This window comes from Citrobacter portucalensis (assembly GCF_023374935.1).
Lineage (GTDB): Bacteria > Pseudomonadota > Gammaproteobacteria > Enterobacterales > Enterobacteriaceae > Citrobacter > Citrobacter portucalensis.
The window spans coordinates 1646478-1658619 of sequence record NZ_CP092466.1; the positions used below are offsets into that span (position 1 = coordinate 1646478).

A 12142-nucleotide genomic window follows, 5' to 3' on the forward strand; every position below is an offset into this window, starting at 1 on the left:
TTTAGTTACAATATGTCATTGCATCGCTTTTTTAGCTCATTGATTCCTCGTCATCTGACAGTACAATTCATCGGTTTTGGGGCTATGTTTTGATTCTTGCTGGAAAGGATAGAAAATGAAAAAAAGTTTAATGTTGGGTTTTGCCGGAATGCTGTTTGTTTCCGCGTCGGCGAGCGCGATTAGCATCAGCGGCCAGGCTGGCGAAGACTACACCAACCTGGGATTCGGTATGGGCACTGAGAGTACTGGTCTGGCCGTCAGCGGTAACTGGATGCATAACGATGACGACGGTGATGTTGCCGGGCTGGGTTTAGGTTTGAATATCCCACTGGGGCCGCTGATGGCGACCGTTGGTGGTAAAGGTGTTTATACTAATCCAAACGATGGCGATGAAGGCTATGCTGCTGCTGTCGGTGGTGGTTTACAATGGCCAATTGGCGATAGCTTCCGTCTGTTTGGTGAGTATTATTACTCTCCTGATTCACTTTCCAGCGGTATCGACAGCTATGAAGAAGCGAATGCCGGTGCGCGTCTGACCATTATGCGTCCGCTGAGCATCGAAGCCGGTTATCGTTACCTGAACCTGGCAGGCAAAGACGGCAACCGTGATAACGCGATTGCTGATGGCCCGTACGTTGGGGTTAACGCCAGCTTCTAACATTTCTGGCGCGGCGTTCAGTCGCGCCTTCCCCCCTCCATGCGTTATAGTGTTTTCATCATAAAAGCAGGAGAACACGATGTTAAACGTGGAGATGCTATCCACAGGGGATGAAGTGTTGCACGGACAAATCGTCGACACCAATGCCGCCTGGCTGGCCGATTTTTTCTTTAATCAGGGTTTACCGCTAACACGCCGCAACACGGTAGGTGACAATCTTAACGATTTGGTCGCCGTTTTGCGTGAGCGTAGCGAGCACGCCGATGTACTGATCGTTAATGGCGGTCTGGGACCTACCAGCGATGATTTGAGCGCGCTGGCAGCGGCAACGGCAAAAGGCGAAGGGCTGGTGCTGCATGAAGCATGGCTGGCCGAGATGGAGCGATATTTCCGCGATCGTGGCCGCGTGATGGCGCCGAGCAACCGCAAACAGGCTGAACTTCCGGCCAGCGCTGAGTTTATCAATAATCCGGTGGGTACCGCGTGTGGGTTCGCCCTGAAGCTTAACCGCTGCCTGATGTTCTTTACACCGGGTGTACCGTCAGAATTCAAAGTCATGGTGGAGCATGAGATCCTGCCTCGTTTGCGTGAGCGTTTCTCTTTGGCTCAGCCCCCGTTATGCCTGCGATTAACCACCTTTGGCCGTTCTGAAAGCGACCTGGCGCAGAGCCTGGATCCGCTCCCGTTGCCTCCGGGAGTAACAATGGGTTATCGCTCCTCAATGCCAATTATTGAGCTGAAGCTGACCGGGCCGGACTCCCAACGGGAAGCGATGCTGGCGCTGTGGCCAGAAGTTAAGCGGGTTGCCGGGCAGAATATGATTTTTGAAGGTACGGAAGGCTTACCCGCGCAAATCGCCCGCACGTTGCAAGAACGGCAATTCAGCCTGACGCTGAGCGAACAATTCACCGGTGGTCTGGTGGCATTGCAGCTTTCTCGTGCGAATGCGCCACTGTTGGCGAGTGAAGTGGTTCCGCCCCAGGAAGAAACGCTGGCGCAAACGGCGCATTGGATAACCGAGCGACGCAGCAAACATTATGCTGGATTGGCACTGGCGATATCGGCTTTCGAAAACGAACATATTAACTTTGCGCTGGCCACGCCTGATGGGACACACGCCTTGCGCGTACGGCTGAATGCAAATCGCTACAGCCTGGCGATTCGTCAGGAAGTGTGCGCGATGATGGCGCTAAATATGCTGCGCCGCTGGCTTAACAATCAGGATATCACTAGCGAACACGGCTGGATCGAAGTGGTTGAGTCGTTGACGATTTAATCCCAGATTGGGAAGGCTAAATGCCTTCCCAATCTGGCTCATGCGGTGGTATCGCCAGGCAATAGCCCGGTAATTAACTGAACTAAATCACGATCAATACCTTGTTCCAGCATTATGTGAGCGATACGTAAGGCTTCTTCTTGCGTACCTTTTTGCATTCCTTGTTCTAACCCTTGCTGTATCCCTTCTTGCAGTCCATTTTGGTGGCCTTCCTGCCTGAGCCTCTCTGCAATTGTCATCAGCTTCTCCTTGTTATGGGGGGATCGTTCGGAAACTTCGCGGATAAACTCACTGACGCGAGAAACGTCGCCGTACCGTATCAGGTAATTAAATAGCGTTTGTAGCTGGCTGTCATTAGCAGTGCTTGTAATTAATAGCGAGACCAGGCGGTCCACTAACCCCATTAAATCACGATCGCGGATATGTTTTTGCATCAACTCAAGCAGCGCAACCCCGCGATGCTGCGCGATTTCATCGTCAGGTATTACGGTAATGTCGACCAGCGGAGAAGCCTCTGAATACAGTTGTCGAGCCAGTTGCGGATTATCAAATTCATCCAGCCAGTTGAGCGACCAGGGATAAGGACTTTGTTGGCCGTGATAAAACAACATGGGGATCACCAGCGGCAGCGTTTTATTCCCGGCATCAAGATGATGCTGCATCGCCGCGGTGGCATAACGCATCAGGCGAAATGCCATATGCGGTACCGCGGTACTCTGATGTTCAATAACACAATAAATATAACCCTGACCTTCGCGGGTTTTTAGTGATCACACTACGTCGGAGTAGTATGCGCGGAGATCCTGTTCGATAAAACTGGTGGACTCCAGCTTCAGCGTTTGTAAATCACATATCTCACGTAATGCGATGGGAAGGTGTATATCCAGAAAATCCCGAGCCATCTCAGGGTAAGACATTATCTTTTTAAAAACGGCATCATGCGGTATAGATGTAGTGGATTTAGCCATGGTAGTCCGTCACCAGAAAGAGAAGTTGGCGTGACGGTATCCACTTTTAATATGCGCTGCATGCGGGAAATGTGTTCTTTGCGTGGGTGAATCAGAGATAAATACGTCCGACTGCAACGTATTCAATTAAGCGGAACGGGCTACGCAAAAATGCCCGGTAGCAAATGCTACCGGGCAACAGAGTTAACCCAACGCTTTGGCAAGCAGGGTGATAGGATGTTCGCAGCTTTTGCTTGTAGACATCTCAATCTGCCATTTACAGGTTTCGCAGTCGGTGACGACGATATCAGCGCCGCTTTCTTCAATTTGGCGGAATAACGGTGCGCCAATAGACTGTGACGTCGGATAGTTTTCCTTTTTAAAGCCGTAAGTCCCGGCAATCCCGCAACACTGAGAATCCAGCACCGTCAGCTCCAGCCCTGGAATTTGTCGCAGTAGCTCCAGCGTATAGAGCGTCCAGCCCATTTTCTCCATGTGACATGGCGTGTGATAGACCACCTTCAGCGGCAGCGTTTTCAGCGGCAGCGTTTTACCTTCATCCAGCTTGCGCCATAGCCAGCGGGTTGCCAGTTCAATGTGTTCACGCAGGCCTGAGTTGTCGACATCCAGCACTTCCGGATATTCATCACGTAGCGCAAAGGTACAGGTTGATGAGGTGGCGATCACCGGAATGCCTTTGCCATCAATCGCCTCTCTGAGTGAGGCCACGTTGCTTACTGCCTGCTTACGCGCTTTATCGGTAAAACCGTTGGCAATCAGCGGTACGCCGCAGCATTTCTCTTTACTCAGCAGTTGCACGCCAGTACCCATCGCATTCAACACCTTGATCAGGTCTTTGCCGAGCTGGGGATGGTTGTAATTCACAAAACAGCCGTGGAAAAAGGCGACCTGATCCTGATACTGCGCCTGCTGTGCGGCAACGCTGCGATACCAGCGGCGGAAGGTGCCAAAGGAGTACTTCGGCAGCGTACGGCGATGATCGATTTTTAGCGCGTAATCCAGCAGTTGACGCACCGGTTTTAAAGAGGTGGCGGTATTCACTATTGGGGCGAAGGGGGTGGATACGCTACCCATTAAATCGGTATGGCTTAAGACAAAGTTACGCAACGATGGGCGCGTCGTGTCGTATTTGGCGCGCGCGCGCTGGATAATATCGCCGATTTTCACGTCTGACGGACAGGCCACTTCGCAGCGTTTACAGTTGATGCAGTATTTCAGCGCGTCGTCATATAGCGCGCCATCTTTCAGGCGCAGACGTTCACCGTCCGGGCCGGCCTGCTTAGGACCCGGGTAGCTCGGATTGACGCGGCTTACCGGGCAGGCGGTGGTGCACACCGTACATTTGATACAACTTTCAAAACGTGTGTCGCTCATTGCTGTCCTCCTGCACGTTTCGCAATATGATGCGCGGCATGTAAGGCGCTAACTGCGCACACGCCGCCTCCGCAACCCTGGGCGATAGGGTCGAATCCGCCGAGGACGGAACCAATGGCATACATGTTTTCTATCGTTTTTCCCGCCAGTGATGGGCGTAATGCGGAATCGGTAGTCACGCCAAACTGTTGCCACGGTTGTGGATCGAAAACATCACGCTGATACCACTCGGCGCGGGTAGCTGTTTGCTGTACATCCAGTCCCAGGATTGGTTCGTAGATTGCCTCACGCGTGGCGACCAGCCCGCTGCTGAAGAAACTGCCGCTGGCGAGCACGGCGAAACGTGGCCGCAAGGGGATATCGGCATGATTTCGGGTCCAGATTTCGCTGACCACGCCATCCTGACAGGTGATTTTTTTCACTTCATCACCCGGCATCCACACACCGCCCTGGCGCACAAACTGGCGCTGTAATTTGTTGTGCAAACGCATGCCCAGTACCGAAGGTGGTAGGGTCGGTAACAGTGTCAGAGAGCAGGGGAGGCGCTCGTTAAGCCACTGCCAGAGCCGCTCATCTGCCAGACCAAAGCATGCCGGCATGATTATCATGTCGCAGGTTTTTGCCATTGGCAGCAATGCGTCATAGAGCTGCGACCATTTATCTTCGTTATCCAGCAGGCGCGCAATATTAACGGCGCGAAACTCGGTTGGGTTATCACGCAGGACATCCAGCTCCGGTAGCTCGATTTCTGCTGTCTCGACGCTGAGATTGCGTTGACGTAATGACGCTGCGGCGAGATGCGCCTGAAAATCCAGTAACCCGCTAATCCCTACAACGCAGATACGCTGTGCGGACAGCGGCCAGACCGGCACTTCCGGGGAACTTAACCAGGTTGAGCGCAGGGTGCCCAGCGGGGTAACACGTTGATGCGCCTGATGCACTTTGCCCTGCAAATGTGTTCCGCATTCTTCCAGTAAATTTTGCGCCTGCTGGGCCAGTTCCAGAACGTTCTGCGTTCCGATGGTGCTATACGGATGTGCGGGTGCCTGAGTGCGCAGTGCATTCAAACCCGCTTCTATATCCGTCACCGGTTGACCATCGGGTAAGCTGCTGAGCAAATCCAGTGAGCCGGAAGAAAAATGCAGGGCGCTTTGGCCGCGGGTAACAATCGTGCAGCGCAGTCCGCTTTTTTGCAGTTGCAGGCCACATAGCAGTCCGGCGAGGCCGCCGCCGATAATGACGGTATCAAATTTCATCCTGGTGCTCCTTTTCCAGACCACACAACCCTTGATAAACCCAGCGCGTGAATTCGCTTTCGCGCAGCGCATCTCCCCAGGCGATAGGCTGCACGCCTTTCCAGCGTTCGTTGAGGAAATCGGAAAGCTGGGTAATGGACTGCGCTGCGGTAGTGACATTAAAACGTTGCAGCAAACCTGCGGCGCGGCAGGCACACAATTCGCCCTGGCAGGTCCCCATTCCAACACGGGTACGGCGACGCAAATCGAGCAGGCTGTTGACGGTTAAATTCTCGACGGCGTATTGCACTTCGCCTGCGGTGACTGCTTCGCATTCGCAGACCAGGCTGCGGTGCTGACGGCCTTCGCTAAGCCACGCAGGGGTGCGATCGCCGTGACGGTAGACCGCCGAGCCGCGTAGTGGCGCGGGCAATGAGATCACGCGTTTAAGCGTATGCTCGGTAGATTCCTGTGAGCCAGGCAGCGCGGTGTCTGCCGTTGTGCAAGGCTGGGTATTGCCCAGCTTACGGCAAACGGCATCGGTGGCCCATTCCGCCATCAGGCGGTAGGTCATCAGTTTGCCGCCGGTAATGGTGATAAACCCTTCCAGTCCGTCACGTTCAGCGTGATCGAACAGTACAATCCCACGGCTGACGTTACGACCGCTTGGGTCGTCGTCGCTGGCCACCAGCGGGCGTACGCCGGAGTAGGCGCGTAAAATGCGCGTTTTCGCCATAATCGGCGCCAGCTTCTCGCCTTCACGCAGCAGAATATCGACCTCTTCTGCGGTGACGCGGTTGCTGTCGATATCGTCGTAATCAATGTGCTGTGAGGTGGTACCGATCAGTGAAATGGTATCGCCAGGCACCAGAATATCGGCGTCAGAAGGCTTACGGCAGCGGTTAATGACATGCTGGTTAATGCGATGATCCATAATCAGCAACGAACCTTTGGCCGGGAACATACGGATGCTCAGATCGGCATATTCCGCAATGCGTTGACCCCAGATCCCAGCGGCGTTGACGACAACCGGTGCATGCAGGGACTGCATTTCGCCTGTCAGATGATTGCGCACGTTAACGCCGCAAACCGTTGCGCCTTCGCGGAGCAGCCCCGTCACTTCATGCGCCGTTAAGATAACCGCGCCATGCTCACGCGCATCCAGCATGTTAGCTGCTGTTAAGCGGAAAGGATCGACCGTGCCGTCTGGTACTTTTACTGCACCAATCAGCTGTGGATTCACAGAAGGTTCGATAATACGTGCCTGCTGAGGGTCAATCGCTTCTGCGCGAATCCCTGCCTCTTCACATGCGCGAATAAAGGTGGCCTGGAAGGACAGCTCATCCTCCGGCAGAGTAATAAACAGACCGTCCGTTGGCTCAACGCAATGACGGGCGATACGTTTCAGAATTTGGTTTTCGCTGATGCACTCACGGGCAGATTCAGCGTCGGTGACGGCGTAGCGTGCACCGCTGTGCAGCAGGCCGTGGTTGCGTCCGGTCGCACCTGTGGCGATATCGTGGCGTTCCACTAAGATGACGCGCAACCCGCGCAGCGCACAGTCACGTGCGATCCCTGCACCTGTTGCTCCTCCACCAATGATAATCACGTCACTTGTTTGCGAGTCGCGAGTTTTCATTGTTTTTCCTCACAGTTCGTTTTTTATCATTTAGCCACATAAAAAACATGGATTGTTTGATTTCGCGCATAATCGCTCATTATTCGAAAATGAAACGTGATTTCGTGCGCCTTTATGAACATTTGTCATAAATCTGTAACAATATGTGCTGCGTTTCACATTTTTGTTATGTATCTTTCCTTAACATCGCGGCCACACTGGGAGCGGTAGGGTAGTAATGACGAACTGCAGTGTTTACTTCGAATGAAAGACGGCCACGGAGGCTACACTATGTTGAGCATTTTTAAACCAGCGTCACACACGGCGCGTTTACCTGCAGCGGAGATCGACCCGACATATCGTCGATTACGTTGGCAGATTTTTCTGGGGATTTTCTTTGGTTATGCCGCGTACTATCTGGTACGTAAGAACTTTGCCCTTGCGATGCCATATCTGGTTGAGCAGGGTTTCTCTCGCGGCGATCTGGGTTTTGCGTTGTCCGGTATCTCCATCGCTTACGGATTTTCGAAATTCATCATGGGGTCCGTTTCGGATCGCTCGAATCCGCGCGTTTTCCTGCCAGCAGGTTTGATTCTGGCTGCCGCAGTGATGTTGTTTATGGGCTTTGTGCCGTGGGCGACATCGAGCATTGCGATAATGTTTGTGCTGCTGTTCCTCTGCGGATGGTTCCAGGGGATGGGGTGGCCGCCGTGTGGTCGTACCATGGTGCACTGGTGGTCGCAGAAAGAACGTGGCGGTATTGTTTCCGTCTGGAACTGTGCGCACAACGTGGGCGGCGGTCTGCCTCCTCTGCTGTTCCTGCTCGGTATGGCCTGGTTCAATGACTGGAAAGCGGCGCTGTATATGCCTGCTTTCGGTGCGATTGTGGTTGCGCTGTTCGCCTTTGCTATGATGCGTGATACGCCGCAGTCCTGCGGCCTGCCGCCTATCGAAGAGTATAAGAACGACTATCCGGACGATTACAACGAGAAAGCGGAAGAAGAGCTGACTGCGAAGCAGATCTTCATGCAGTATGTACTGCCAAACAAACTGTTGTGGTACATCGCTATCGCCAACGTGTTTGTTTATCTGCTGCGCTACGGCATCCTGGACTGGTCACCGACCTACCTGAAAGAAGTGAAGCATTTCGCACTCGATAAATCATCCTGGGCCTACTTCCTGTATGAGTATGCGGGTATTCCGGGCACGCTGCTGTGCGGCTGGATGTCGGATAAAGTCTTCCGTGGTAACCGTGGTGCGACCGGCGTGTTCTTTATGACGCTGGTAACTATTGCGACCATCGTTTACTGGATGAACCCGGCAGGCAACCCGAACGTGGATATGGCTTGTATGATCATCATCGGCTTCTTGATCTACGGCCCGGTAATGTTGATTGGTCTGCACGCGCTGGAACTGGCACCGAAAAAAGCGGCGGGAACGGCAGCTGGCTTTACCGGTCTGTTCGGTTATCTCGGCGGTTCTGTGGCTGCGAGCGCCATTGTTGGCTACACCGTTGACTTCTTCGGTTGGGACGGCGGCTTTATGGTGATGATTGGCGGTAGCGTGCTGGCGGTTATCCTGCTGGTGGTCGTCATGATTGGCGAAAAACGCCATCACGAAGAGATGCAACTGAAACGTAACGGGGGCTAATAGATGAAAACTACATTGAAAAGTCTCAGCGTGGCGCTGATGCTCACAGGTATGGTGGTCAGCAGCGCGGCGGTTGCCGCAGATAAAATCGTGATTGCGCACCGTGGTGCGAGCGGTTATCTACCGGAGCATACGCTGCCAGCGAAAGCGATGGCCTATGCCCAGGGTGCGGATTATCTGGAGCAGGATTTGGTGATGACCAAGGATGACCATCTGGTCGTCCTGCATGACCATTATCTTGACCGCGTCACCGATGTTGCCGAGCGTTTCCCGGATCGGGCGCGTAAAGACGGGCGTTACTACGCTATCGACTTTACGCTGGATGAAATTAAATCACTGAAATTTACCGAAGGCTTCGATATCGAAAATGGCAAAAAGGTCCAGACCTACCCAGGGCGCTTCCCGATGGGTAAATCTGATTTCCGCGTGCACACGTTCGAAGAAGAGATTGAGTTTGTTCAGGGATTAAATCATTCCACCGGTAAAAACATCGGTATTTACCCGGAAATGAAAGCGCCGTGGTTCCATCACCAGGAAGGGAAGGACATTGCGGCTAAGACGCTGGAAGTACTGAAAAAGTACGGGTATACCGACAAGAACGACAAGGTCTATCTGCAATGTTTTGATGTTGCAGAGTTGAAGCGCATTAAAAATGAACTGGAACCGAAGATGGGGATGGATCTCAATCTGGTACAGTTGATTGCGTACACCGACTGGAATGAAACTCAGGAGAAAAAGCCGGACGGTAGTTGGGTTAATTACAACTACGACTGGATGTTTAAGCCGGGTGCCATGAAGCAGGTTGCGCAGTATGCGGACGGCATTGGGCCGGACTACCACATGCTGATTGATGAGAAGTCGAAGAAGGGCAATATCTCGTTAACTGGCATGGTACAGGACGCACATCAGAATAAGATGGTGGTGCATCCTTATACCGTTCGCGCCGATCAACTGCCGGATTACACCACTGACGTAAACCAGCTGTATGACATTCTTTATAACAAGGCGGGCGTTGACGGGCTGTTCACCGACTTCCCCGACAAAGCAGTGAAATTCTTGAATAAAGAGTGATGGCGTAAGGCCTGTGATGCACCTCCGGTCACAGGCCTAAATGGATGAAACGTTTTAACTGCTAGATAAGGCCGTCTGCTGTCAACGTTTCCATACATGCCTGCAGGAGAAATAAAGGGCTGCCGTCCACCGGCGGCTCTTTTGCCAGTAAGGATATATGTCGATAGAACGTCGGTTCCAGCGCGACTGAGCGTACTTTCCCACCAACCGCCTTCAGCGTTAATTCCGGTAATAACGCTATACCCAGCCCCTGACGAATAAAGCTCATCGCGGTATCCGGATGGTTAAACTCGTATTTAATGACCGGTTCAATTCCCTTCTCTTTAAATAGCGTCATGATGCTTAATTCATAGCGACCTTTGCTGATAATGAGCGGTTCTCCAACCAGTTGTTCCACTGAAATTGTGCTATTGGCCGCCAGCGGATGGCTTTCAGGAACTACAACGGTAAATTTGTCGCGATACACCGGTACGCAGTACATGCCATTTACCGGGAAATGCACAAATCCCGCATCGATGTCCCCACTGCGCAGGGAATCAACGATTGCCGTGCTGTTTTCTTCATAAGGGATAATTTTGATGTGCGGGTGATGCTGTTCGAAGTGGTGGATGATGCCGGGCAAAATACAGGCACAGGCGCTGGGAAAGCAGCCGATTCGCAGGGTTCTGGCCGGGTTTTGTCGCTCTTGCTCGGCAATCTCTTTCACCGCGTTGGTTTCAGACACGATCGTCCGCAGGTGTGAAACGATCCGACTCCCGGCCGGACTAAGTTGAATGTCTTTGCGGCGTTCGCGGATAAGAATATCAACCCCTAGTTCTTCCTCTAGCGCTGAAATTGCCTGGCTAACGGCGGATTGGGTCATGTACAGCCGCTTGCTGGCTTCGGTAAAACCACCGTACTCAAGTACGGCAAGCAGGGCGTGGATCTGGGTTAATGTCATTAGTTCTCTCTAATCAACAATATTAAAACGATTAATTTCTCTAATATAATGGATCTGTTTATACTTGCGGTCTACCGTAAAATCACACTTCGACGCACCTGTCCGTAGTTCAGTTGAGCTGAGCGTTGCCTGCGTGCGCCGTCTGGACAGGTTGTCGAATATGAAAGAAAAATTGTGGACGAAAGATTTTTGGGCAATAACGATAATCAGCTTTATTATATTTTTTGTTTTTTATGTCCTGCTCACGCTGTTACCGATCTATATTTCGGATCGACTGCATGCCACTCCAGATAAGGCCGGATTATTAGTCACCTTCTTTTTGGGGGCCGCCATTGTTGTGCGCCCGTTTGCGGGACAATGGGTAGGAAAATATTCGAATAAAACAATTCTGGTGCTCTCTTCTCTGGCCTTTTTGGTGGTCACTGCGCTGTATCCTGTTTGCCACTCAATTGAATCACTGCTGTTGATTCGGGTGCTTCATGGTGTAACGTTTGGCGTTATTACCACGGTAAAAGGAACGATTTCCGCGCGGTTGATACCGGCCTCCCGACGTGGGGAGGGCATCAGTTTTTTCTCGTTAGCCATGGGACTGGCAATGGTTGTGGGGCCGTGGGTAGGGCTGAACATGGCACGCTGGGAAGCTTTTACCACTGCATTCTGGCTGTGTAGCGCGGTTGCCGTACTGGGTATTATCCTGTCATTGATTGTCGCCGTACCGCCGGTTATCCGTCATGCTGACGGCTCAAAACCGAAGCTGGGATTTGCTGCAATGTTTGATCGCGCCGCACTGCCTTTCGCGATGGTGACGTTTTTCATGACCTTTTCGTACGCGGGCGTTTCCGCTTTTCTCGCACTGTATGCGCGCGAGCTCGATCTAATGGCCGCCGCCAGTAATTTCCTGCTGTGCTACGCCATTTGCCTGATGATCTGTCGAACCTTTACCGGCAATATTTGTGATAAAAAAGGGCCGAAATACGTGGTCTATCCGTGTTTGCTGGCCTTCACCGTCGGGCTGGTGGCGCTTGGCTATACTAACGGCAGCATTATGATGATTATTTCCGGTGGATTAATTGGCATCGGTTATGGTTCGGTCACACCCGTATTTCAGACACAAATTATTAGTTCGGTGGAACCCCATAAAATTGGTATCGCCAATTCGCTGTTTTTCAATGCGATGGATGCAGGAATGGCAATCGGCGCGTTTATCATGGGGCTGATGGTCGAGGGTGTGGGATATCGGGCGATTTATCTGGTGGGTGCGCTGCTGGTGGTACTGGCCGGGGCGCTGTATATCATGCAGATGAAAAAACGCGGAGACGTGGTACTGGTCTCCGCGCATGAAGTTCACTAAA

General features: G+C 52.5%; 9 protein-coding genes and 1 pseudogene. 5 read left to right on the forward strand and 5 right to left on the reverse strand.

Annotated features, from left to right (window positions below; all coding sequences use genetic code 11):
• The first annotated feature begins 115 nt into the window (after positions 1–115).
• Positions 116–658 (forward strand): YfaZ family outer membrane protein, encoded by a 543-nt coding sequence (locus tag LY264_RS07835; protein ID WP_048215871.1) that lies wholly within the window; start codon positions 116–118, stop codon positions 656–658.
• Positions 659–737: 79 nt separating this feature from the next.
• Positions 738–1934, forward strand: coding sequence for a nicotinamide mononucleotide deamidase-related protein YfaY (locus tag LY264_RS07840; RefSeq protein ID WP_048224700.1), 1197 nt, complete (start codon positions 738–740; stop codon positions 1932–1934).
• A gap of 38 nt (positions 1935–1972) precedes the next feature.
• Here the strand turns inward: LY264_RS07840 and LY264_RS07845 are convergent.
• From LY264_RS07845 to glpA, 4 genes and pseudogenes are all read right to left on the reverse strand, one after another.
• Positions 1973–2902: pseudogene (locus tag LY264_RS07845) on the reverse strand (Rpn family recombination-promoting nuclease/putative transposase).
• Positions 2903–3085: 183 nt separating this feature from the next.
• The gene (gene glpC / locus LY264_RS07850; RefSeq protein ID WP_048224697.1) at positions 3086–4276 is read right to left on the reverse strand and encodes an anaerobic glycerol-3-phosphate dehydrogenase subunit GlpC; all 1191 of its coding nucleotides are present in this window, start codon (positions 4274–4276) and stop codon (positions 3086–3088) included.
• Entirely contained in the window at positions 4273–5532 is a 1260-nt protein-coding gene (gene glpB, locus LY264_RS07855; protein ID WP_048224694.1) for a glycerol-3-phosphate dehydrogenase subunit GlpB, read from the reverse strand. The genes glpC and glpB overlap by 4 nt, the downstream gene beginning before the upstream one ends.
• Positions 5522–7150 (reverse strand): anaerobic glycerol-3-phosphate dehydrogenase subunit A, encoded by a 1629-nt coding sequence (glpA, locus tag LY264_RS07860; protein ID WP_048224690.1) that lies wholly within the window; start codon positions 7148–7150, stop codon positions 5522–5524. The genes glpB and glpA overlap by 11 nt, the downstream gene beginning before the upstream one ends.
• A 270-nt stretch (positions 7151–7420) precedes the next feature.
• Between glpA and glpT the strand changes: the two genes are divergently transcribed.
• Together glpT and glpQ are read left to right on the forward strand one after the other, a co-directional pair.
• A complete protein-coding gene (gene glpT, locus LY264_RS07865; RefSeq protein WP_032944053.1) occupies positions 7421–8779 on the forward strand; it encodes a glycerol-3-phosphate transporter in 1359 nt (452 codons plus the stop codon).
• Between the two features lie 3 nt (positions 8780–8782).
• On the forward strand, positions 8783–9850 hold the full coding sequence (glpQ, locus tag LY264_RS07870) for a glycerophosphodiester phosphodiesterase (protein ID WP_032944051.1): 1068 nt from the start codon (positions 8783–8785) through the stop codon (positions 9848–9850).
• A gap of 61 nt (positions 9851–9911) precedes the next feature.
• Here glpQ and LY264_RS07875 read toward each other — a convergent pair whose 3' ends face one another.
• Positions 9912–10790, reverse strand: coding sequence for a LysR family transcriptional regulator (locus LY264_RS07875; RefSeq protein ID WP_048224687.1), 879 nt, complete (start codon positions 10788–10790; stop codon positions 9912–9914).
• A 160-nt stretch (positions 10791–10950) separates the two neighbouring features.
• Here LY264_RS07875 and LY264_RS07880 point away from each other — a divergent pair, with 160 nt between their 5' ends.
• A complete protein-coding gene (locus tag LY264_RS07880; protein ID WP_048224685.1) occupies positions 10951–12141 on the forward strand; it encodes an MFS transporter in 1191 nt (396 codons plus the stop codon).
• Position 12142: the final 1 nt, after the last annotated feature.

What these genes read in the sequence shown, in the direction of transcription:
- LY264_RS07835 (WP_048215871.1), top strand. Translation starts at nt 116, where the DNA reads ATGAAAAAAAGTTTAATGTTGGGTTTTGCCGGAATGCTGTTTGTTTCC.
- LY264_RS07840 (WP_048224700.1), top strand. Translation starts at nt 738, where the DNA reads ATGTTAAACGTGGAGATGCTATCCACAGGGGATGAAGTGTTGCACGGA.
- glpC (WP_048224697.1), bottom strand. Translation starts at nt 4,276, where the DNA reads ATGAGCGACACACGTTTTGAAAGTTGTATCAAATGTACGGTGTGCACC.
- glpB (WP_048224694.1), bottom strand. Translation starts at nt 5,532, where the DNA reads ATGAAATTTGATACCGTCATTATCGGCGGCGGCCTCGCCGGACTGCTA.
- glpA (WP_048224690.1), bottom strand. Translation starts at nt 7,150, where the DNA reads ATGAAAACTCGCGACTCGCAAACAAGTGACGTGATTATCATTGGTGGA.
- glpT (WP_032944053.1), top strand. Translation starts at nt 7,421, where the DNA reads ATGTTGAGCATTTTTAAACCAGCGTCACACACGGCGCGTTTACCTGCA.
- glpQ (WP_032944051.1), top strand. Translation starts at nt 8,783, where the DNA reads ATGAAAACTACATTGAAAAGTCTCAGCGTGGCGCTGATGCTCACAGGT.
- LY264_RS07875 (WP_048224687.1), bottom strand. Translation starts at nt 10,790, where the DNA reads ATGACATTAACCCAGATCCACGCCCTGCTTGCCGTACTTGAGTACGGT.
- LY264_RS07880 (WP_048224685.1), top strand. Translation starts at nt 10,951, where the DNA reads ATGAAAGAAAAATTGTGGACGAAAGATTTTTGGGCAATAACGATAATC.